Source organism: Streptomyces sp. NPDC001002 (assembly GCF_053599215.1).
Map to the genome: position 1 here is coordinate 12,677 of NZ_JBSFLV010000078.1, position 21,732 is coordinate 34,408.

Below are 21,732 nucleotides of genomic sequence, written 5' to 3' on the forward strand. Positions count from 1 at the left end.
CCGACCTGCGTGGGACTGGGCACGGCAACCAGGTCCTTCCCGCGTGGGACAGGGCACGGGAACCAGGTCCTTCCCGCGTGGGACAGGACACGCGGAACCCAGGTCCGTCGGCCCGCCCGCTCGCTCACCGTTCCTTCACCGGCCGCCCCCGGAACCACCGCTTCCCTCACCCGTGTGGGTGACCCGGCATCCACGCCCGCCCACGCCCCGCGCCCTCGGCGTTCCCGGAACACCCGTGCGTGCTGGCATCCTTGGGCTTGTACGTGGAGGAAGCCGCGCGGTACACCCCCTCCGCTCATTCCTTCTGTACTTTCTTCGTGACCGCCCGACGCCGAACCAGGAGCCCCGGCCACGTGACCCACGTGAGCAGCCACTCAGCGACCGGCCAGTCGCCGCTGCGCACCGTCCAGGTGCTCGGCGGAGGCAACGCCGGCAGTAGCGCACACGTGCGTTCGCTGGCCTCGGGACTCGCCGCGCGGGGCGTACGCGTCACGGTGTGCGCCCCCGCCGAGGCCGATCACACCTACGACTTCACAGGCGCGGGTGCCGAACACGTGCACGTGCCCCGCAGCAGCGACCCGGCCTCCGTGGCCGCCCTCCGGGAGGCGTGCCGGGACGCCGACCTGGTGCACGCGCACGGCCTGCACGCCTCGTTCCGTGCCGTACTGGCGCTCAGCGGCCGGCGTACCCCGCTGGTCGTCACCTGGCACGACCGCGCGTACGCGGAGGGCGCCCGCGCCCATCTGCTGCGCCTGCTGGAGCGGCGGGTCGTCAAGGCCGCCACGGTGGTGCTCGGCACCACCTCGGACCTCGTGGACCGGGCGCGCCGCACCGGAGCCCGGGACGCCCGGCTCGCCGCCGTCTCCCTGCCCGGACCGCGGCACTCCGCAGAGCAGGACGACCCCGACCGGCTGCGCTCCAAGGTGCGGGCCGAACTCGGCGCCATCGGCCGCCCGTTGCTGATGGCCGTCGGTTCTCTCGAACGGCACCGGGGTTACGACACCCTCCTGGACGCCACGCGCGCGTGGCGCGGCCTCGACCCTGTGCCGCTCGTCGCGATCGCGGGGGAGGGCCCGCTGCGGGGCGAGTTGCAGCGCCGGATCGAGACCGAGGGACTGCCGGTCCGGCTCGTCGGACGGCGCGACGACATCCCCGAACTCCTCGCCGCCGCCGACCTCGCACTCCTGACGAGCGGCCGGGAAGCACGCTCCGTGCTCGCCCAGGAGGCCCTGCACGCACGCGTACCGCTGGTCGCGACCCGCGGGGGAGGCATCCCCGAACTCGTCGGAGACGCCGCCGAACTCGTCCCCGCCGCGGACCCGGAGGCACTCGCCGCCGCCGTCGTGCGCCTGCTCGCCGACCCCGAGCGCTGCGAACTCCTCAAGGAGAAGGGCGCCCTCCAGGCGGCCACCTGGCCGACCGAGGACGAGACGGTCGCGCAAGTGCTGAGCGTCTACGACGAGTTGACGCAGCCTCGGCCGCTCATCTAGCCGCTCATCTCAAGCGTCGGCTCACGACACGAGCCTGCGGGCGCGCAGGGCCAGGCTCAACGCCAGTACCGTCTGCGGGTCGTCGAGGTCCGTGCCGAGCAACTCGCCGATCCGGGCCAGCCGGTTGTAGAGCGTCTGCCGGTTGAGATGGAGTTCGCGAGCCGTCTCCGCCTTGCGGCCCGCGTGCGCCAAGTACGTCTCCAGGGTGGGCAGGAGCGGCGGGCGGGAGCGGTTGTCGTGGTTGCGCAGGGGGCCGATCGCGCGGTCCACGAAGGCCGCCAGGTCCGGGTGCTCGCGCAGCCGCCACAGCAGCAGGTCGATGTCGAGGCGGCGGGCGTCGTACCACGGCCGGTCCGTCAGGCCCTGCGCCGCGGTGGCCGTCTCCGCCGCGTGCCGCAGCCCCGCCGAGGCCGCCGCCCAGCCGCCGGCCACGCCGACCACCACGACGGGCGGCTGCGCCCCGGGCCGCTGCATCCCGGCGCGCTCCACCCCGGCCCGCAGCGCCGCCGCGACCCGGTCCGCGACCGCCGACCGCTCCGACTCCGACCGCAGCCCCAGCAACAGCGGAACGCGGCCCTCCACAGGTCGTACGCCCAACAGGACCGGCACTCCCACCGAGGCCAGCTCCTCCGCGACCGCGCGCGCGAGCACCGCCCAGCCGCCGCCCGGGGCGAGCGTGTCGCCGATCCGCATGACGACCGGAAGGAGCGGGCTGCTGCCCGGCTTGAAGCCCAGCACGCGCGCCTGGGCGGGCGCGTCGTCGGCGGCGATACGGCCCTCGGCGAGGTCGGTCAGGAAGTCCCCGCGCCCGCGTGCCGCCAGTTCCTCCTCCTGGCGCGCCTGCATCAGGACGACGGCGAGGATGCCCGCGGCCCGCTCGGCCGCCATCCGGTGCACCGGGGTCAGGGGAGCGCGGACGGGGAGCAGGACCAGCCGCGCCCGCACCGAACCCGTACCGGGACCGCCCCCGGGCACATCCACCAGGGCCGAACCGGCCGGCGGGGTGTCCTTGTGCTGGCCGCGCAGCCCCTCCCAGACCTGGAGCGGCTCCGCGCCCTCGGGACCGGCCCCCGCGGCATACAGCAGCTGCCCGTCCGGGGTCTCCAGGAAGACCGGGTTGCCGCTGAAGTCGGCCAGGATGCCCAGCACTTGGGGGATCCCGCCGCCGCCCAGCAGGGCCTCGGTGCAGCGGCGGTGCACCTCCTCGGCCTGTTGGAGCAGCGCGTAGTGGCCGTTGACGATCTCGGTGTGGATCTCCTCGGTGACCGCCACGAACGGCACCTCGCGGTGCAACTGGACCAGCGGCAGCCCTGCCGCCCGGGCGGTGTCGACGAGGGCGGCTGGCAGGCGTGTGAAGCGGGGGCCCAGTTCCATGACGAGGGCCGCGATTCCGCGCTCGGCCAGGGTGCGGACGAACGCCCGCTGATCGGCCGGACGGGTGCCGAGGCCGTAGCCCGTGGTCAGCAGCAGTTCGCCGCCCTTGAGGAGAGAGGCGATGTTGGGGACCTCACCGGCGTGCACCCAGCGCACGGTCCGCTGCAGCCGGTCGGCGCCCGCGAGCACCTCGGGCAGCCCGCTGCGCAGGCCGGGCAGCTCCAGCGCCCGCTGGACGGTGATCCCGGCGCCGTGGGAGTCGTATGCGCCGCTGTCCGCGCCCGCGCTGTTGTCCGTGCCGCTGTTCATGAAGCGGACGCTACCTGCGGGATGCCTCCAGGTCAGCCCGGTATGGCGGGCCTTTTGGGATCAAGCGGGCGCGAGTGGGTATCGGCGGGGCATGGACTTCAGCGTGGTGGCCGTGGCCCGGGAGGACGACAGCGCGGTGGACGAGCCGGTGCGGGTCGCGTCCCTCGCCGACCGGCTCGGATACGGGGAGGTGTGGGCCGGGGAGGGGCCGACGTGGGACGCCTTCGTGCTCGCGGCGGCCGTCGGGGCGGCCACCGAGCGGGTGGCGGTGACGGCCGGGCCGGTGCCCGTGAACGTGCGTGACCCGTACACGATCGCCCGGGGCGCCGCCTCGGTCGCGGCCGTGACGGGCCGCACGGTCGGTGTGGCGCTCGGCACCTCCAGCAAGCGGGTCGTCGAGGGCGTGCACGGCCGGGTACGCGAGCGGCCGGCGGCCGTACTGGAGGAGAGCGCGGTCGCCGTACGCGGTCTTCTGCACGGCACTCCGGGCGAGCCGGTCGTGCCCGGCAGCACCTTTTCGCGACGTCTTCCGCCGCCCGGCGGCCTGCTCACCGTGGCCGCGTTCGGCGACCGCGCGATCACCACCGCCGCCGCGCACGCCGACCGGATGCTCCTCGACGTCGTCTCCCCGGCACAGGTCCGCGTGCTGCGGGCCAAGCTGGACGCGGCGGCGGAGAAGGCAGGGCGTACGCGGCCCACGCTCGCCGCCTGGCTGCCCGCCGCCGTCGATCCCGAGCCCGCGTCCCTCGCCCAGGTGCTCGGCGGCATCGCGGGCTACCTCACCGTGCCGGGCTACAGCGAGGTCTTCGTGGAAGCCGGCTTCGGCGAGGCGGTGATGCTCGCCGCGACCGGCGCCGACCGGGAGACCCTGCTGCGGGCCCTCCCGCCGAGGGCCGCCGCCACCCTCGGTCTGATCGGCGACCTGGACGCCGTACGCGCCCGGATCGAGGCCTACGCCGAGGCCGGTCTGGACGAGATCGCCCTCGTCCCGGCGACGGCGGGAGACCCGGCAGGGGAGCGGACGCTGACGGCTCTCCGGCCCGTCTGACCGGCACCGGCATCAGCTCTCACGCCGGCCTGATGTTGTGGTTGAAGCGGAAGACGTTGTCCGGGTCGTACTGCTGCTTCAGCGCGGCCAGCCGCCCCGCGTTCTCCGCGCCCACCCCGGCGACGACCCGCTCGGCACCCTCGTCGCCGATGAAGTTGAGGTAGACGTCACCCGTGCTCCACGGCCGCGCTTCGGCGCGCATGTCGCGGACCCACTGGGCACACCGTTCGTCGTCCGCCGGGTCCTCCCACATCGCGAAGGGGTGGGTGGCCCAGGGCGCGTCCCGGTAGGGCACCGGGTACTCGTGCGGCCCGGCGGCGATCGCCCCGCCCAGCGGGAACAGCACGTGCATGGTCCCGGTCGGCACGGGCATCGACTGCGCCCCGGCGCAGAAGACCTCCAGATAGTCGTCGGGCGCGCCCTTGAGGTACTCGGCCGACCAGTAGTTCCGCATCCCCGGCGGATCGTCGAGCATGCACTGGACATCGGCGTACGGCATCGCCCCGACGACCTGCGACTCGTGCGGCAGCGCCAGCAGCGGTTCGGCCAGCTTGAGCATGTCCTCCTCGGGCCCCGCGTACGTCAGCAGTGCGGCGCACAGGAGCGTGCCGACCAGGTGCGGCGGTACGAAGTCCGCGGGCGGGCCGGTGATGTACAGCGCGCCGCCGCTCGCCTCGTCCGGGCCCGTGGCGATCAGGTCGCGGTAGGTGCGGACGACCTCGGGGCCGAACTCCGGGAGGTACAGCACCAAGGCGATGGAGAACTCGGGCAGTGCGTGCAGCTTGAGGGTGAGCGAGGTGGCGATGCCGAAGTTGCCCCCGCCGCCGTGCAGGCCCCAGAACAGCTCCGGGTTGTCCTCGGCGCTCGCGTGCACCCGTTCGCCGTCCGCGGTGACGAGGTCGGCGCCGAGCAGGTTGTCGACGGCGAGTCCGCACCAGCGGTCCAGCCAGCCGGAGCCGCCGCCCAGGACGAAACCGCCGACCCCGGTCGTCGACACCCGGCCGCCCGTGGTGGCCAGGCCGTGCGGCTGACAGGCACGGTCCAGGTCGCTCATCGTGGCGCCGCCGGCGATCTGTACCGCCTCGCCCACGGGATTGACGGAGACCGCGCGCAGATGACGCAGGTCGACGACCAGTCCGCCGTCGTTGAGTGCCATGCCGGCCACGCTGTGTCCGCCGCCGCGCACCGCGATCGGCAGGTCCAGTTCCCTGCCGAAGCGCACGGCCCGGACGACGTCGTCCTCGGAGACACACTGCGCGATCACCGCGGGACGCCGGTCGATCATCGCGTTGAAGACGGTCCGGGCCTCGTCGTAGCCCGGATCACCCGGGGCGAACACGTCGCCGACCAGATCCTCGCGCAGCGCGGTGAGAGCCGCGCCCGCCGTAGATGGGGAGGCCATGGGGGCGCCCCCTTCCTGAAGGGGCTGATGGGTCCCAGCCTAGGCGTGCTTCGGCGGGCGGTCCTGTTCAACCGCCCGCCGTGATCACTCAGCGGCCATCAGCCGCCGTACGCCCCCGACGCCGTCAGGCGCAGCGCGGTGTCGATGAGGGGGACATGGCTGAAGGCCTGCGGGAAGTTGCCGACCTGGCGTTGCAGGTGGGGGTCCCATTCCTCGGCGAGGAGGCCGAGGTCGTTGCGCAGGGAGAGCAGCTTCTCGAAGAGCTTGCGGGCCTCGTCCACGCGGCCGATCATCGCGAGGTCGTCCGCCATCCAGAACGAGCAGGCCAGGAAGGCCCCTTCGTCACCGGGCAGGCCGTCGACGCCCTCGCTGTCGCCCTCGGTCGGGTAGCGCAGGATGAAGCCGTCCGGCGTGGACAGCTCGCGCTGGATCGCCTCGATGGTGCCGATCACGCGCTTGTCGTCCGGCGGCAGGAAGCCCATCTGCGGGATCAGCAGCAGCGAGGCGTCCAGTTCCTTCGAACCGTAGGACTGCGTGAACGTGTTGCGTTCCTTGTCGTAGCCCTTCTCGCACACGTCCCGGTGGATGTCGTCGCGCAGTTCGCGCCAGCGCTCCAGCGGGCCGTCCGCGTCACCGGACTCGATCAGCTTGATCGTGCGGTCCACGGCGACCCAGGCCATGACCTTGGAGTGCACGAAGTGGCGGCGCGGGCCGCGGACTTCCCAGATGCCCTCGTCCGGCTCGTCCCAGTGCTGCTCCAGGTAGCGGATCAGCTTGAGCTGGAGCAGGGAGGCGTAGTCGCTGCGCGCCAGCCCTGTCATGTGGCCCAGGTGCAGGGCCTCGGTGACCTCGCCGTACACGTCCAACTGGAGCTGGTGCGCGGCGCCGTTGCCGACCCGCACCGGCGCCGAGTTCTCGTAGCCCGGCAGCCAGTCCAGCTCCGCCTCGCCCAACTCGCGCTCGCCGGCGATGCCGTACATGATCTGCAGGTTCTCCGGGTCGCCCGCGACCGCCCGCAGCAGCCACTCGCGCCAGGCGCTCGCCTCCTCGCGGTAGCCGGTGCGCAGCAGCGAGGAGAGGGTGATGGCGGCGTCGCGCAGCCAGGTGTAGCGGTAGTCCCAGTTGCGGACCCCGCCGATGTCCTCGGGCAGCGAGGTGGTCGGCGCGGCGACGATGCCGCCGGTCGGCCCGTACGTCAGCGCCTTGAGAGTGATCAGCGAGCGGACGACGGCCTCGCGGTAGGGGCCGTGGTACGTGCAGTGCTCCACCCACTCGCGCCAGAAGTCCTCCGTCGCCTGCAGCGAGGCCTCCGGCTCCGGCAGCGCCGGCGGCTTCTTGTGCGAGGGCTCCCACGAGATCGTGAACGCGATCCGGTCACCCGGGGCGACCGTGAAGTCGGCATACGTGGTCAGCGACTTGCCGTAGGTCTCGGCCTCCGTGTCGAACCACACCGAGTCCGGTCCGGCGACGGCGACCGTGCGGCCCTCGTGCTTGTGCACCCACGGCACGACACGGCCGTAGGAGAAACGCATGCGCAGGGCCGAGCGCATCGGGACGCGGCCCGAGACGCCTTCCACGATGCGGATCAGCTGGGGCGCGCCGTCACGCGGGGGCATGAAATCCGTCACCCGGACCGTGCCGCGCGGGGTGTCCCACTCGGACTCCAGGATGAGCGAGTCGCCGCGGTAGGTGCGCCGGGCGGCCGTGGGCGGCGGCGCATCGGAGGCGTGGGCGGGGCCCAGTCGCCAGAAGCCGTGTTCCTCTGTGCCCAGCAAGCCGGCGAAGACGGCATGGGAGTCGAAGCGGGGCAGGCACAGCCAGTCCACTGTGCCGTCCCGGCAGACCAATGCGGCGGTCTGCATGTCTCCGATGAGTGCGTAGTCTTCGATGCGCCCGGCCACGTGCAACTCCAGTCGAACGGCCACGTCACCCCCGACAGGGGGTTGTCGCTGGTGCGGTCAAGGGGTCGTTGTAATGCGTCGTTGAGCGGTGAAGCAAAGCAGTCGTTCCGGCCATGTGGCAAAACGACGATCTCAGCTCAACGAACTGACGAGCTCTCGTTGTTCCGGGAGGGACGGGCGGGGGTGGTGCCGTGTTTCCGGCCGGGCTCGGCAGCGAGTGTCCGAGCAGGATACGACGCACGTAGATGATCTGCGTGCCGCTCCGGGCAACCCGGATCGGCCGATCGGGTGAGCAACGGGTGAGAAACACGTGACAGCCCGCGGACACGTGTCCACCTGCGCGCGGAGCGTGGCCGGAAGCCATCGCGCCGAGGCGCTGATACCCTGGTAGCCCGTGGACCGGTGGGAGAAAAACCCCCGAACCGCAGCGACGGTGCCCCCGGAGAATCCCGGACGGCAGCCGTACCGCACCCCAGACCGCGACCACGGGAGCCCCCTCTTGGCCATGCCTCGGAAATCCACGACGACCAAGCACATCTTCGTCACCGGGGGTGTCGCCTCCTCGCTCGGCAAGGGCCTCACGGCCTCCAGCCTGGGGATGTTGCTCAAGGCCCGGGGCCTGCGCGTCGTCATGCAGAAGCTCGACCCGTATCTGAACGTCGACCCCGGTACCATGAACCCCTTCCAGCACGGTGAGGTGTTCGTCACCAACGACGGCGCCGAGACCGACCTGGACATCGGCCACTACGAGCGGTTCCTGGACCGCGACCTGGACGGCACCGCCAATGTCACCACGGGCCAGGTCTACTCGACGGTGATCGCCAAGGAGCGGCGCGGCGAGTACCTCGGCGACACCGTGCAGGTCATCCCGCACATCACCAACGAGATCAAGCACCGCATCCGCCGCATGGCGACGGACGAGGTCGACGTCGTGATCACCGAGGTCGGCGGCACGGTCGGCGACATCGAGTCCCTGCCGTTCCTGGAGACGGTCCGCCAGGTCCGGCACGAGGTCGGCCGTGACAACGTCTTCGTCGTCCACATTTCCCTCCTGCCGTACATCGGCCCGTCGGGAGAGCTGAAGACGAAGCCGACCCAGCACTCGGTTGCGGCTCTGCGGAACATCGGTATTCAGCCGGACGCGATCGTGCTGCGGTCCGACCGTGAGGTGCCGACCGCGATCAAGCGCAAGATCTCGCTGATGTGCGACGTCGACGAGGCCGCGGTGGTGGCCTGTCCCGACGCCCGCTCGATCTACGACATCCCCAAGACCGTGCACAGCGAGGGCCTGGACGCCTACGTCGTCCGCAAGCTGGACCTGCCGTTCCGTGACGTGGACTGGACGACCTGGGACGACCTGCTCGACCGCGTCCACAAGCCGGACCACGAGGTCACCCTCGCGCTGGTCGGCAAGTACATCGACCTGCCCGACGCCTACCTCTCGGTCACCGAGGCGCTGCGCGCGGGCGGTTTCGCCAACAAGGCCCGCGTGAAGATCAAGTGGGTCACCTCGGACGACTGCAAGACCCCGGCCGGCGCCGCGGCCCAGCTCGCCGACGTCGACGGCGTCTGCATCCCGGGCGGCTTCGGCGACCGCGGTGTGCTCGGCAAGGTCGGCGCCATCCGGTACGCCCGCGAGAACAAGATCCCGCTGCTCGGCCTCTGCCTGGGCCTGCAGTGCATCGTGATCGAGGCCGCCCGCAACCTGGCCGACATCGCCGACGCCAACTCCACCGAGTTCGACTCGGGCACCGCCCACCCGGTCATCTCCACGATGGCCGAGCAGCTGGACATCGTCGCCGGCGACGGCGACATGGGCGGCACGATGCGCCTGGGCATGTACCCGGCCAAGCTGGCCGAGGGTTCCATCGTGCGCGAGGTGTACGACGGCAAGGAGTACGTCGAGGAGCGGCACCGGCACCGCTACGAGGTGAACAACGCCTACCGCGCGGAGCTGGAGAAGAAGGCCGGCATCGTGTTCTCGGGCACCTCGCCGGACGGCAAGCTCGTCGAGTACGTCGAGTACGCGCGCGAGGCGCACCCCTACCTGGTCGCCACGCAGGCGCACCCCGAGCTGCGCTCGCGGCCGACCCGGCCGCACCCGCTGTTCGCCGGGCTCGTGAAGGCCTCGGTCGAGCGCAAGAATTCCAAGTAACACACCAGTTGTACGGTGGCCGGGGTGCATACCTTCAAAAGGTGAGCACCCCGGTTTTCTTGTGGCCGGTCGTCTTGCGGCCGGTCGTGGTGAGGTTCGGGTTCGTGGAAGGACAGGGCATGACGCTGAAGGACACCCCCGAGGAGTGGGAGATCCGGGCCACGGAGACCCCGTTCGTGGGCAACAAGACCTCGGTCCGCACGGACGAGGTGGTCATGCCCGACGGCTCGGTGGTCCGCCGCGACTACCAGGTCCACCCCGGCTCGGTCGGCATCCTCGCCCTCGACGACCAGGACCGCGTCCTGGTGATCCGCCAGTACCGCCACCCGGTGCGCCAGCGGCTGTGGGAGATCCCGGCAGGCCTGCTCGACGTGCCCGGTGAGAACCCGCTGCACGCCGCCCAGCGGGAGCTGTACGAGGAGGCGCACGTCAAGGCCGAGGACTGGCGGGTGCTGGCCGACGTCTACACCACCCCCGGCGGCTGCGACGAGGCCGTACGGATCTTCCTCGCCCGCGACCTGTCCGAGGCCGAGGGCCAGCGCTTCGAGGCCGAGGACGAGGAGATCGACCTGGAGCACGCACGCGTGCCCCTCGACGAACTCGTACGGAGCGTGCTCGCCGGCGATATCCACAACAACTGCCTCGTCGTGGGCGTCCTTTCACTGGTCGCCGCGCGTACGGGCGACGGCCTCGACGCGCTGCGTCCGGCGGAAGCGCCCTGGCCGGCCCGCCCGTTCGAGTCCTGAACCCGCGGGCACCCCTCTCCGCGGCCCGGTGTGACGATCGGCTGATCCGATCGGGGGACGTGCCCGCCGCGCTCCGCCCGGAACGTAGCAGAGCGTGAACTAGGCTCTGTTAACGCCCGATACCGGAGTCCCGGCGGGCTTGCGCGTGCGGTGGGACGGGAGCGTGGCCCGTGACGGATCAGGCGGTGGACACAGGCGGCGTCCGGCTGTCCGGGCGCGAACCGGCGGAGAGTCAGTTCCTGGGCCGTACACGGGAGTTGAAGGAACTCCGCGCCGACATCGAGCGCACCGGCCTGGACACCCTGACCGGCAAGAAGGCGCCCCGCGCGCGCGTGCTGCTCATCGCGGGACGACCCGGTTCGGGCCGCACGGCACTCGCCGAGGAACTCGTACGCCAGGTCGCGGAACGTTACGACGACGGGGTGCTCCGAGCCCGGCTGAGCGAACCCGACGGCACCCCCGTGCCGGTCGAGCGCGTCGCCCGCGTGCTGCTCGCGGCCCTGGAGCGGCCCGCGCCCGCCGGAGCCGCCGAGGACGACCTCACCGAGGCGCTGCGCACCGCCCTCGCCGACCGCCGGGCGCTGATCCTGCTGGACGACGCAGCCGACGCCGAACAGGTCGACGCGCTGCTCCCGGACACCCCGGACTGCCTCGTCGTCGCCGTCTCGGGCGGCCCGCTCACCGGCATCTCCGACGTCCGCCCCTGCACCCTCGGCGGCCTCGACACCAAGTCCGCCCTGGAGCTGCTCACCCGCTACACCGGCTCGGTCCGCATCACCGTCGACCCGCGTGCCGCCGAGGACCTCGCCGAGGAGTGCCAGGCGCACCCGGAGGCGCTCACCCTGGCCGGCGGCTGGCTCGCCGCCCGCCCCAAGGCGGCCGTCGCCGACTTCGCCAAGCACCTGCGCGCCGAGAACGACGAGGGCACGCCGCTGAGCCGGGTCTTCCGGCTCGTGTACACCTCGCTGCCCACGCCGGCCGCCCGGATACTGCGCCTGCTCGCCCTCGCCCCGGCCGGTCTGGTCGACCCGCACACCGCCTCCGCGCTGGCCGGCTGCTCGGTGAACGGCGCCCGCACCACCCTGGACGACTTCGTCGCCCTCGGCCTGCTGCGGGCCGTGGAGTCGCCGTTGCCGCAGTACGAGGTCCCCGGCAGCCTGCACCCCCTCCTGAAGGCCCTCACGGAGACCCAGGACCGCCCGGGAGAGCTCCAGCTGGCCCGGGCCCGGATGCTGGAGCGGACGGTACGGCTGCTGCAGTCCTGCCGGGCCATCACCGAGACGGACAACCCCGAGGCGCGCGAGAAGCTCCAGGGCATGCCGCGCTCCCTGCGCTTCCCCAGCCCCCGGGCCGCCGAGGACTGGCTGCGCATCCGCAGGCCCGCCCTGCTGGCCGCGGCCCGGCTCGCCGTCGCCGACGGGGAACTCGACACGCTGGCCCGCCGGTTGATGTCCCAGCTGGTCAGGGCGATGGTCGCGCACTTCGGCACGCAGGCGGCCGCGGCCGACCTGTACGGCATCCACCGGCTGGTTCTCGACGTGGCCGAGCGGCGCGGGCTGCCCCGCGAACGGGCCGCGGCGCTGCTGAACCTCGGCGACCTGGACGCCCAGACGGGGCGGACCGAGGACGCGCTGGCGCGCTACCGGGCCGCGCTGGACGCCGGACGCGAGGCGAACGACCCGTACGCGACCGGCCGCGCGACGGAATCCGTAGGCGGGGCGCATCTGGAGCTCGGGGACTTCGACCGGGCCGCCGACTGGTTCGGCCGTGCGCTGGCCCAGCGGCTGGCCCGGGACGACCGCGCGGAGGCCGCCCGGCTGTACGGCCGCATCGGCGCCGCGCAGACCTACGCGGGCCGTTACGGCGAGGCGCAGCGGTCCTGGCGGGCCGCGATCGCCGGGCACCGCAGGAACGGCGATGTGGGCGCGCACGCCCGGGCGTTGAGCGAACTCGCGCGGGTCCAGGAGTACGCGGGACGCCCCGAGGAGTCGCTGGCGACCTGCCACGAGGCGGTGGAGTGGGCGCGCCGCGCCGACGACGTACGGCTCCAGGCGGCGCTTCAACTGCGGCTCGCCGACACGCTGGAGCGCCTGGGCGATCCCGCCGCCGCACAGCTGCACCGGGGGACCGCCGAGCGGCTGCTGGGCGAGGAGGGGGCGGAGCGGGCGGAGGAGGAATCCGAGCCGGCTGACGACCGCTCGGAGCGGGCCGAAGAGGCGTCGGAGCAGGGCGATCTCCCGAAACAAGACGCTGACGCCTGCGAAATCCGTAGTACATCCGCAGAAGATTGATGCAATGAAAGGCTAGACAGCGGGAACGCCTTCATTAAACTGGGTCTGCCGCACCTTCTCCTGCGGTGTACCCCGGTGTGCGCCTTCGTGCCTGGGTATGTCATGTAATGCACTTCATTCCCCTGAGCCAAGGACCGTGATCCACGTGAAGGTCGGCATCCCCCGCGAGGTCAAGAACAACGAGTTCCGGGTGGCCATCACCCCCGCCGGTGTGCACGAGCTGGTGCGCGCCGGCCACCAGGTCGTCATCGAGCGCGGCGCCGGTCTCGGCTCCTCGATCACGGACAGCGAGTACGTCTCCGCCGGCGCCGGCATCCTGGAGACCGCCGACGAGGTCTGGGCCTCCGCCGACCTGCTGCTCAAGGTCAAGGAGCCCATCGCCGAGGAGTACCACCGCCTCCGCAAGGACCAGACGCTCTTCACCTACCTGCACCTGGCGGCCTCCAAGGAGTGCACCGACGCGCTCGTCGAGTCCGGCACCACCGCGATCGCCTACGAGACCGTCGAGCTGCCCAGCCGCGCGCTCCCGCTGCTCGCCCCCATGTCCGAGGTCGCGGGCCGCCTCGCCCCGCAGGTCGGCGCCTACCACCTGATGCGCTCGGTCGGCGGCCGCGGTGTGCTCCCCGGCGGTGTCCCCGGCACGCAGCCCGCGCGGGCCGTCGTCATCGGCGGCGGGGTGTCCGGCTGGAACGCGACGCAGATCGCCGTCGGCATGGGCTTCCACGTCACGCTGCTCGACCGCGACATCAACAAGCTCCGCGAGGCGGACAAGGTCTTCGGCACCAAGGTCCGGGCGATCATGTCCAACTCCTTCGAGCTGGAGAAGGCCGTCCTGGACGCCGATCTCGTGATCGGCGCGGTTCTCATCCCGGGCGCCAAGGCGCCGAAGCTGGTCACCAACGAACTCGTGTCGCGCATGAAGCCCGGAAGTGTCCTTGTCGACATCGCGATCGACCAGGGCGGCTGCTTCGAGGACTCCCGTCCGACCACGCACGCCGAGCCGACCTTCATGGTTCACGACTCGGTCTTCTACTGCGTCGCCAACATGCCGGGCGCGGTGCCCAACACCTCGACCTACGCGCTGACCAACGCGACGCTGCCCTACATCGTCGAACTCGCCAACCACGGTTGGGTGGAGGCGCTGCGCCGCGATCCCGCGCTGGCCAAGGGCCTCAACACCCATGACGGCAAGGTCGTTTACAAGGAGGTCGCCGAGGCGCACGGCCTGGAGCACGTGGAGCTCGACTCGCTGCTCGGCTGAGCCCCAAGTCGACATGAACGGCGACCTGATGGCGGCTTCCGACCAGCTCAGAGGCTAAGTCACCTTTTCGTAAAGGCGATACGTCAACAAGGCGCGTCAACGACGTACACACGGCCGGACCTTGCACCACAAGGTCCGGCCGGATGTGTGTATGGTCACTTTGCGACTCTCGGTCAACTCGCGTCGAACGTAACCCTTGAACCGATTCGTGCACCGGTGAAACCTGCCGTGCGACGCCCGTACGCCCTTGACAGAGGGATGTTTCATTGCCGACACATCCTGCCGGGTCCGGCGGATTGTGTTGCTGCGAACGCCCGACACGCCATAGAGTCGCCAACCGTCGGCATGGTGCCACGCTGACCTGTCTAGAAGTTTCCTGGTCACCAAGGAGGTAAGACGACTTGTGAATGAGTCGACATTTTCTCCCGGGGGTGGTCAACCAGGAATGCCTGTACGGGGCCAGGGTCCCGCGGGGTTCGAGGCTGTCGGCTCCGTTGCTGTGCGCACCTTCGCAGCCCAGAGGAGTCATCAGGTGTCTCAGATGTCCGGGATGACTCAGCCAGCACACCAGAGCATGGATGGCCATCACGTGAACGCCATGGCCGGCGACGGAAGTGGCGCGCCCCACAACCACTTCGCCGACTACGACGAACTGCCCGAGGGGCACTTCTACGACCCCGACGCGGAGTACGAGCCCGACCCCGAGTACGCGGCCACGCTCGCGCCCGACGCCGCCCGCCAGCGCCGCGAGCGCGTGGGCCCGACCGGACGCCCGCTGCCGTACTTCCCGATCCCGGGCCCGCTGACCGATCACGGCCCCGCGAAGATCATCGCGATGTGCAACCAGAAGGGCGGCGTCGGCAAGACCACGTCGACCATCAACCTGGGTGCCGCGCTCGCGGAGTACGGACGGCGCGTGCTGCTCGTGGACTTCGACCCGCAGGGCGCGCTGTCGGTGGGTCTCGGGGTCAACCCGATGGAGCTCGACCTCACCGTCTACAACCTGCTCATGGAGCGGGGCATGGCGGCCGACGAGGTGCTCCTGAAGACCGCGGTCCCGAACATGGACCTGCTGCCGAGCAATATCGACTTGTCGGCGGCGGAGGTCCAACTGGTCTCCGAGGTCGCGCGCGAGTCGACTCTGCAACGGGCCCTCAAGCCCCTGATGGCCGACTACGACTACATCGTGATCGACTGTCAGCCCTCGCTCGGTCTGCTCACGGTCAACGCTCTGACGGCCGCGCACAAGGTGATAGTGCCTCTGGAGTGCGAGTTCTTCGCCCTTCGCGGTGTCGCACTGCTGACGGAGACGATCGAGAAGGTCCAGGAGCGACTCAACCCGGAGCTGGAGCTCGACGGGATCCTCGCCACCATGTACGACTCGCGCACGGTGCACAGCCGTGAGGTGCTCGCGCGTGTCGTCGAGGCGTTCGACGACCACGTCTACCACACGGTCATCGGGCGCACGGTCCGCTTCCCGGAGACCACGGTCGCCGGTGAGCCGATCACCACGTACGCCTCCAACTCCGTCGGTGCCGCCGCCTATCGCCAGCTCGCCAGGGAGGTGCTCGCCCGGTGTCACGCCGAGTGAGTCTGCCGGGGGCCGACGAACTCTTCCGTACGACAGGGGGAATGGCGCTCCAGCCGTCCACTCCGCGGCGGGGGGTCAACGGCGAAGCCCGTGTGCCCGCTCCCGCGGGGGAGAGCGACGGGGTCGCGGCCGGTGAGGACGCGCCGCAGTCGGTGCCCGTACAGGGCGGCGACGGCGAGGGCGCCGAGCATGTGGCCGCCGAGTCGGACGCCGACGACGGCGAGTCCCGCAGTCGCGGCGCGGGCGGCTCCGGGCGACGTCAGGGGGCGCAGGAAGGTTCTGCCGCCGAGGCGTCTCCGCGGAAGCGGGGGCGGAGTCCCTCGCGCCGGCCCAGTGGGCGGGAACGGCACGACGAGAAGATCACGGTGTACGTGTCCGCCGAGGAGCTCATGGATCTGGAGCACGCGCGTCTGGTGCTGCGGGGTGAGCACGGGCTCGCGGTCGACCGCGGGCGGATCGTCCGGGAGGCTGTCGCCGTGGTGCTGGCGGATCTGGAGTCCCGGGGGGACGCGAGCATTCTGGTACGGCGACTGCGTGGGCGGTAGGCGGTAGCCTGCGGGGCGATGACCTCGAACGACGTTCCCTCGACGCCTCCGGCCGCCGCCGCTGGTGGTCGTCGGCGTGTGCTGGGGCGGGGGCCCGGGGCTCCGGTGACTGAGGCGCCGGTCGAGTCGGTGGCAGAGGTCGACTTGCCCGCTGAGCCCGGTGGGCACAACGGCAGCGGGGTTGAGGACGAGCCGTCGGCGGACGAACCAGCTGTCCCCGAGCCCTCCGAGGAAGTCGCCGAAGCCGATGACGGTGTCTTCAAGGTTCGGCTGGCCAACTTCGAGGGGCCGTTCGACCTGCTGCTCCAGCTGATCTCGAAGCACAAGATGGACGTCACCGAAGTGGCGCTGTCCAAGGTCACCGACGAGTTCATGGCGCATATCCGAGCCATGGGGCCGGACTGGGATCTGGATCAGACGACCGAGTTTCTCGTCGTCGCCGCCACGTTGCTGGACCTCAAGGCCGCCCGGTTGTTGCCCTCCGCCGAGGTCGAGGACGAGGCCGATCTGGCGCTGTTGGAGGCTCGGGACCTGCTCTTCGCACGGCTGCTGCAGTACCGGGCGTACAAGCAGATCGCCGACATCTTCAACCGGCGGCTCGAAGAGGAAGCGCGCCGGTATCCCCGTACCGTCGGGCTTGAGCCGCATCACGCCGAGCTGTTGCCCGAGGTGGTCATCAGCATCGGGCCCGAGGGGTTCGCGAAGCTCGCCGTGAAGGCGATGCAGCCCAGGCCCAAGCCGCAGGTGTACGTCGATCACATCCACGCGCCGTTGGTGAGCGTGCAGGAGCAGGCCGGGATCGTGGTCGCGCGGTTGCGGGAACTCGGCGAGGCCAGCTTCCGCACGCTCGTCGAGGACACCGACGACACCCTGACCGTCGTAGCGAGGTTCCTGGCCCTGCTTGAGCTGTACCGGGAGAAGGCCGTCGCGCTCGATCAGGAGATCGCGCTCGGGGACCTGATCGTGCGGTGGACCGGTGGGGAGGGCGAGAGCGAGCCCGTGGTCACCGATGAGTTCGACCGGCCGCCCGAGGTGCCCAAGGACGAGCCCGCCAAGGAGGAGAAGGCGTGAGTGAGGAGACCATCGATCCGGCGGCGGGCCCGCGCACTGTCGCCGACCTCGATCTCAAGCCCGCCCTGGAGGCCGTCCTCATGGTCGTGGACGAACCCGCGACCGAGGAGCACCTCGCGAAGATACTGCAGCGGCCCAAGCGGCGGATCCGTGATGCCCTGCGGGAACTGGCCGACGAGTACACCGTGCAGGGGCGCGGATTCGAGCTGCGGCTGATCGCCGGCGGGTGGCGGTTCTACTCCCGGCCCGAGTTCGCTCAGGCCGTCGAGGGCTTCGTCCTGGACGGGCAGCAGGCCCGGCTCACCCAGGCGGCCCTGGAGACCCTCGCGGTCGTCGCGTACCGCCAGCCGGTCAGCCGCAGCAGGGTCTCGGCGGTCCGCGGAGTCAACTGCGACGGTGTGATGCGCACCCTTCTGCAGCGGGGTCTGGTCGAGGAGGCGGGCACGGAACCCGAAACAGGTGCGATCCTGTACACGACGACGAACTACTTTCTGGAGCGGATGGGCCTGCGCGGCCTGGACGAGCTCCCGGAGCTCGCGCCCTTCCTCCCTGAGGCCGAGGCGATCGAGGCGGAGACGCTGGAAGGGGTCCCGTCGTTCGATCCGGATGCACCGGATGCAGATGCAGACGACACGACGACGACGGAACTTTGATGCGAAGCAGTGGCAGTGGCAGTGGCGGCGGTAGTGGCAGGAGCGGCGGGCGCGGCAACCCCCGCGGGACCGGTGGGGGCGGCAATCCCCGCGGTTCCGGCGGCGGTGGCGGCTCCCGGGGTTCCGGTGGGGGCGGCTCCCAGCCCAGGGGCGCGGGAGGGCGCGACGACAAGCCGAAGCGTCCCGGCAAGCCGCGTCCCGAGGAGCGCCGCTACGACGTAGGCCCCGGGGCTTCCCACGAGGGGCCGAAGTCCGGGCGCGGTGCCTCCGCGCGCGGTGGTGCCAAGGGCGGCCCCAAGCAGGGCCAGGGCACCGGACGCGGGCGCTCGGTGCCGGCGACCTCGCGGGAGTACGACGCGCGGGCCGAGGAGCGCAACCGGGAGCGGTACGCGGGCAAGAAGGACGTCAAGCTGCCCAAGACCTTCCCGGGCGCCGAGCAGGAGGGCGAGCGGCTGCAGAAGGTCCTCGCCCGCGCGGGCTACGGTTCCCGACGCGCCTGCGAGGAGCTGATCGAGCAGTCCCGGGTCGAGGTCAACGGCGAGATCGTCGTTGAGCAGGGCAAGCGGGTCGACCCGGAGCACGACGAGGTCAAGGTCGACGGGCTGACCGTCGCCACGCAGTCGTACCAGTTCTTCTCGCTGAACAAGCCGGCCGGTGTCGTCTCCACCATGGAGGACCCCGAGGGGCGGCAGAACCTCGGCGACTACGTCACCAACCGCGAGACCCGGCTCTTCCACGTGGGGCGGCTCGACACCGAGACCGAGGGCGTGATCCTGCTCACCAACCACGGCGAGCTGGCGCACCGCCTGACCCACCCCAAGTACGGCGTGAAGAAGACCTACCTCGCCGCCATCGTGGGCCCGATCCCGCGCGACCTGGGCAAGCAGCTCAAGGACGGCATCCAGCTGGAGGACGGGTACGCGCGTGCGGACCACTTCCGGGTGGTCGAGCAGACCGGTAAGAACTACCTGGTCGAGGTCACCCTGCACGAGGGCCGCAAGCACATCGTGCGCCGCATGCTCGCGGAGGCCGGTTTCCCGGTCGAGCGGCTGGTGCGCACGTCCTTCGGGCCGATCACCCTGGGCGACCAGAAGTCGGGCTGGCTGCGGCGGCTGTCCAACACGGAGGTCGGGATGCTGATGCAGGAAGTCGATCTCTAGAACGCCCCAGTTCAAGAAGCGCATTCGCTTGCGGAGCCCCCTCACGGAGGCTCCCTTCGGCCGGTCCCGGATTTTCTCCGGGGCCGGCCGATGCGTTTTCGCCCTGTCGGCGGTCTGTATGGCTGACGGCCGAGACGAGGAGCGGGTGAGGAGCGGGTATGGACACGAAGACGGGGCCTGACGGGCTTCCAGGGGCCGCTGTGGCCGATGCGGGGCCGTTCGGGCGCCCCGGGTGCCCCGAGGGGCTGTCGTGAACTCCGGGGAGCTGCTGGAGCGTTCGCTCGCCTACGCGCTGGGGAGCGTGGCCGGGGTCGGACCCGGGAGCCTGGGGCGGGGCACGCCGTGCGGGGAGTGGGACCTCGGCGCGCTGCTCGGGCATCTCGACGACGCGCTGGAGGCGCTGCACGAGGGACTCACCGGTGGGCGGATCGGGCTGTTTCCCGGAGCGCCGGGAGCGGACCCGGCGTGCGCGTTCCGCACGCGTGCGTGCGCGGTGCTGGGCGCGTGGGCGGCGGGTCCGCCGCAGGAGTCGGTTCTGGTGGGCGAACGGCCGCTGGACGTACGGGTGATGGGGGCCGTGGGCGCCGTGGAGATCGCCGTGCACGGCTGGGACGTGGCACAGGCCTGCGGGCGGCCCCGGCCCATTCCGGTCTCGCTGGCGGCCGAACTGCTGCCCGTGGCGCGGTCCGTGGTCGCGCGGGAGGACCGGGGAGAGCGGTTCGGCGCGCAGGTCGCCGTGCCGGCCCGGGCGGGGCTCGACGTCCGGCTGCTGGCGTTCCTCGGGCGGCGCGAGGTCCTTGCGGGGTGAGGGCGGGTGTCGGCCGGGGGCGCAGGGGTAGACGGGCGGTGACGGCGTTCGCGTAGTCGTGGCCCAGGAGGCCTTCGGCGCCCGGGAGTTGTGACACAGGGGCGGTGACCGAGGGCTTGTGGAAGGACGCCCGCGCTCTTTATAGTCGTACTGACCATTAAGGGGCGGGGTGGATGGGCCACAAGCAGCCGCACGGCTACGACAAGTACGCGTACGAGCCCTTCGCCGTCACCGTCGACCTCGCCGTCCTCACCATCCGCTCGGGCGCCCTGCATGTCCTGCTCGTCGAGCGCGGTCAGGAGCCCTATGCCGGTCACTGGGCGCTGCCCGGCGGCTTCGTGGAGCCGAGCGAGTCGGCCGAGACGGCCGCGCGGCGCGAACTCGCCGAGGAGACCGGGCTGTCCGACGTCACCGGGCTGCACCTGGAGCAGCTGCGGACCTACAGCGAGCCCGACCGCGATCCCCGTATGCGGGTCGTGTCCGTCGCCTTCACCGCGCTGCTGCCCGACGCGCCCGAGCCCAAGGCGGGCAGCGACGCGACGCGGGCCGACTGGCTGGCGTACGACAAGCCCTGGCCGCTCGCCTTCGATCACGACCGGATTCTGGCCGACGCCCATGAACACGTCGGTACGCAGCTGGAGTTGACCTGTCTGGCCACCGCCTTCTGTCCGGCCGAGTTCACGCTCGGCGAGCTCCAGCACGTCTACGAGACGGTGTGGGGCACCGCCCTGGACCGGCCCAACTTCCGCCGCAAGGTGCTCGCCACGCCCGGCTTCGTCGAACCGGTGCCGGGCGCCGCGCGCCTGACCGGCGGACGTGGCAAGCCGGCCGCGCTGTACCGCGCCGGCACCGCGACCACTCTCCAGCCGCCTCTGCTCCGGCCGAACCCGGAAGGACGTTCCGCATGACCAGCACGATCGTCGACAAACGCGCAGCCACAGGGGCCCTGATCGGCCTCGCCCTCGGGGACGCCCTCGGATTCCCGACCGAGTTCAACGACATCCCCTCGATCCTCGCGAAGTTCGGGCCCTGGCGGCAGCTGCCGCTGATCAAGCCGGCGATCGTCTCCGACGACACGCAGATGACCCTGGCGGTGGCCCGGGGAATGCGTACCGCCATGGACCGCGGGGCGCTCGGGCCCGAGGACATGGCCGTGACCGTGCGGCAGGAGTTCATCGCCTGGAACCGGTCCCCAGACAACAACCGCGCACCGGGCAACACCTGCCTGCGCGCCTGCGAGTTGCTGGAGAATCCCGACCTGCCCTGGCAGGACGCCAGTCAGATGGGCTCCAAGGGCTGCGGCGCCAACATGCGCGTGGCGCCCGTCGGACTCGCCCCCGGGCTGAGCGACGAACAGCGCGCGGGCGCCGCCCAGTTGCAGGCCGCCCTCACCCACGGCCACCCCACGGCGCTCGCCGCCTCCGACCTCACCGGCCGTGCCGTCCACCTGCTCGCGCAGGGCACCGAGCCGGCCGGACTCGTCGAGCACCTGCGCGCGTACGCCGAGGACAACCGCGGCCACTACCACCACTCCTGGCTCGGCGACCTGTGGACCCGCAGCCAGGACGCCGGGCCCGAGGAGTACATCGCCCGCGGCTGGCGCGAGTGCCTGGCGATCCTCGACCGGCTCGAAGACGCCGTGCGCACCTTCGATCCGGAGGCCGACCCGTGTCTGGCCACCGGGGCGGGCTGGATCGCCGAAGAGGCCCTGGCGACCGGCTTGTTGTGCTTTCTCGGCTTCCCCGACGAGCCGGTCACGGCGATCCGGCGGGCCGCCTACAGCTCCGGCGACTCGGACTCGATCGCCTGCCTGGCCGGAGCCTTCGCGGGCGCCCACCGCGGCAGCGACGCCTGGCCGAACGAGTGGGCCGACCGCATCGAGTACCAGAGCGACCTGATGACCCTCGGGGCCCTCTGGGACTCCTGA

Annotated in this window: 17 protein-coding genes; 14 read left to right on the top strand and 3 right to left on the bottom strand. The window is 71.4% G+C overall.

Annotated elements, in window-relative coordinates:
* Positions 1-353 precede the first annotated feature (353 nt).
* A complete protein-coding gene (locus tag ACWDR3_RS30080; protein ID WP_450355717.1) occupies positions 354-1,490 on the top strand; it encodes a glycosyltransferase family 4 protein in 1,137 nt (378 codons plus the stop codon).
* Positions 1,491-1,511: 21 nt separating this feature from the next.
* Here ACWDR3_RS30080 and ACWDR3_RS30085 read toward each other — a convergent pair whose 3' ends face one another.
* On the bottom strand, positions 1,512-3,173 hold the full coding sequence (locus tag ACWDR3_RS30085; RefSeq protein ID WP_450355718.1) for a PucR family transcriptional regulator: 1,662 nt from the start codon (positions 3,171-3,173) through the stop codon (positions 1,512-1,514).
* 91 nt (positions 3,174-3,264) lie between these two features.
* Between ACWDR3_RS30085 and ACWDR3_RS30090 the strand changes: the two genes are divergently transcribed.
* The gene (locus tag ACWDR3_RS30090) at positions 3,265-4,221 is read left to right on the top strand and encodes an LLM class F420-dependent oxidoreductase (protein WP_450355719.1); all 957 of its coding nucleotides are present in this window, start codon (positions 3,265-3,267) and stop codon (positions 4,219-4,221) included.
* 19 nt (positions 4,222-4,240) lie between these two features.
* On the opposite strand, the gene ACWDR3_RS30095 is transcribed toward ACWDR3_RS30090, so the two are convergent.
* Together ACWDR3_RS30095 and ACWDR3_RS30100 are read right to left on the bottom strand one after the other, a co-directional pair.
* Positions 4,241-5,623 carry an FAD-binding oxidoreductase gene (locus ACWDR3_RS30095; protein WP_450355720.1) on the bottom strand — a complete coding sequence of 461 codons (1,383 nt, stop codon included), beginning with the start codon at positions 5,621-5,623 and terminating at the stop codon, positions 4,241-4,243.
* Between the two features lie 98 nt (positions 5,624-5,721).
* Positions 5,722-7,524, bottom strand: coding sequence for a glycoside hydrolase family 15 protein (locus ACWDR3_RS30100; RefSeq protein WP_450355744.1), 1,803 nt, complete (start codon positions 7,522-7,524; stop codon positions 5,722-5,724).
* Between the two features lie 505 nt (positions 7,525-8,029).
* On the opposite strand from ACWDR3_RS30100, the gene ACWDR3_RS30105 reads away from it, so the two are divergent.
* The 12 genes from ACWDR3_RS30105 to ACWDR3_RS30160 all read left to right on the top strand — a co-directional run bounded on the left by ACWDR3_RS30105 (position 8,030) and on the right by ACWDR3_RS30160 (position 21,732).
* Positions 8,030-9,679 (top strand): CTP synthase, encoded by a 1,650-nt coding sequence (locus ACWDR3_RS30105; protein WP_450355721.1) that lies wholly within the window; start codon positions 8,030-8,032, stop codon positions 9,677-9,679.
* Positions 9,680-9,798: 119 nt separating this feature from the next.
* Positions 9,799-10,425 carry an NUDIX domain-containing protein gene (locus ACWDR3_RS30110; RefSeq protein WP_450355722.1) on the top strand — a complete coding sequence of 209 codons (627 nt, stop codon included), beginning with the start codon at positions 9,799-9,801 and terminating at the stop codon, positions 10,423-10,425.
* A gap of 170 nt (positions 10,426-10,595) precedes the next feature.
* A complete protein-coding gene (locus ACWDR3_RS30115; RefSeq protein WP_450355723.1) occupies positions 10,596-12,716 on the top strand; it encodes a tetratricopeptide repeat protein in 2,121 nt (706 codons plus the stop codon).
* A gap of 145 nt (positions 12,717-12,861) precedes the next feature.
* Complete coding sequence (gene ald / locus ACWDR3_RS30120; protein ID WP_450355745.1) at positions 12,862-13,977, top strand: alanine dehydrogenase; 1,116 nt, start codon at positions 12,862-12,864, stop codon at positions 13,975-13,977.
* A 445-nt stretch (positions 13,978-14,422) separates the two neighbouring features.
* Positions 14,423-15,568, top strand: coding sequence for a ParA family protein (locus ACWDR3_RS30125; RefSeq protein ID WP_124002477.1), 1,146 nt, complete (start codon positions 14,423-14,425; stop codon positions 15,566-15,568).
* Positions 15,553-16,113 (top strand): hypothetical protein, encoded by a 561-nt coding sequence (locus ACWDR3_RS30130; protein ID WP_450355724.1) that lies wholly within the window; start codon positions 15,553-15,555, stop codon positions 16,111-16,113. The genes ACWDR3_RS30125 and ACWDR3_RS30130 overlap by 16 nt, the downstream gene beginning before the upstream one ends.
* Positions 16,114-16,131: 18 nt before the next feature.
* Complete coding sequence (locus tag ACWDR3_RS30135) at positions 16,132-17,184, top strand: segregation and condensation protein A (RefSeq protein ID WP_450355725.1); 1,053 nt, start codon at positions 16,132-16,134, stop codon at positions 17,182-17,184.
* Positions 17,181-17,837: an SMC-Scp complex subunit ScpB gene (scpB, locus tag ACWDR3_RS30140; RefSeq protein WP_402361443.1), complete on the top strand. Its 657-nt coding sequence runs from the start codon at positions 17,181-17,183 to the stop codon at positions 17,835-17,837. The genes ACWDR3_RS30135 and scpB overlap by 4 nt, the downstream gene beginning before the upstream one ends.
* Positions 17,837-18,997: a pseudouridine synthase gene (locus ACWDR3_RS30145; protein ID WP_450355726.1), complete on the top strand. Its 1,161-nt coding sequence runs from the start codon at positions 17,837-17,839 to the stop codon at positions 18,995-18,997. Before scpB ends, ACWDR3_RS30145 begins: the two co-directional genes overlap by 1 nt.
* 250 nt (positions 18,998-19,247) lie before the next feature.
* Positions 19,248-19,805: a TIGR03086 family metal-binding protein gene (locus ACWDR3_RS30150; RefSeq protein ID WP_450355727.1), complete on the top strand. Its 558-nt coding sequence runs from the start codon at positions 19,248-19,250 to the stop codon at positions 19,803-19,805.
* A gap of 173 nt (positions 19,806-19,978) precedes the next feature.
* Complete coding sequence (locus tag ACWDR3_RS30155) at positions 19,979-20,713, top strand: NUDIX domain-containing protein (protein WP_450355728.1); 735 nt, start codon at positions 19,979-19,981, stop codon at positions 20,711-20,713.
* Positions 20,710-21,732, top strand: a complete 1,023-nt coding sequence (locus ACWDR3_RS30160; RefSeq protein ID WP_450355729.1) for an ADP-ribosylglycohydrolase family protein — start codon at positions 20,710-20,712, stop codon at positions 21,730-21,732. The genes ACWDR3_RS30155 and ACWDR3_RS30160 overlap by 4 nt, the downstream gene beginning before the upstream one ends.

Bases quoted from the DNA above. Each gene is read 5' to 3' on its own strand.
- ACWDR3_RS30145 (WP_450355726.1), top strand. From the start codon at position 17,837: ATGCGAAGCAGTGGCAGTGGCAGTGGCGGCGGTAGTGGCAGGAGCGGC.
- ACWDR3_RS30090 (WP_450355719.1), top strand. From the start codon at position 3,265: ATGGACTTCAGCGTGGTGGCCGTGGCCCGGGAGGACGACAGCGCGGTG.
- ACWDR3_RS30105 (WP_450355721.1), top strand. From the start codon at position 8,030: ATGCCTCGGAAATCCACGACGACCAAGCACATCTTCGTCACCGGGGGT.
- ACWDR3_RS30085 (WP_450355718.1), bottom strand. From the start codon at position 3,173: ATGAACAGCGGCACGGACAACAGCGCGGGCGCGGACAGCGGCGCATAC.
- ACWDR3_RS30125 (WP_124002477.1), top strand. From the start codon at position 14,423: ATGCCTGTACGGGGCCAGGGTCCCGCGGGGTTCGAGGCTGTCGGCTCC.
- ACWDR3_RS30160 (WP_450355729.1), top strand. From the start codon at position 20,710: ATGACCAGCACGATCGTCGACAAACGCGCAGCCACAGGGGCCCTGATC.
- ACWDR3_RS30155 (WP_450355728.1), top strand. From the start codon at position 19,979: ATGGGCCACAAGCAGCCGCACGGCTACGACAAGTACGCGTACGAGCCC.
- ACWDR3_RS30135 (WP_450355725.1), top strand. From the start codon at position 16,132: ATGACCTCGAACGACGTTCCCTCGACGCCTCCGGCCGCCGCCGCTGGT.
- ACWDR3_RS30095 (WP_450355720.1), bottom strand. From the start codon at position 5,623: ATGGCCTCCCCATCTACGGCGGGCGCGGCTCTCACCGCGCTGCGCGAG.
- ACWDR3_RS30110 (WP_450355722.1), top strand. From the start codon at position 9,799: ATGACGCTGAAGGACACCCCCGAGGAGTGGGAGATCCGGGCCACGGAG.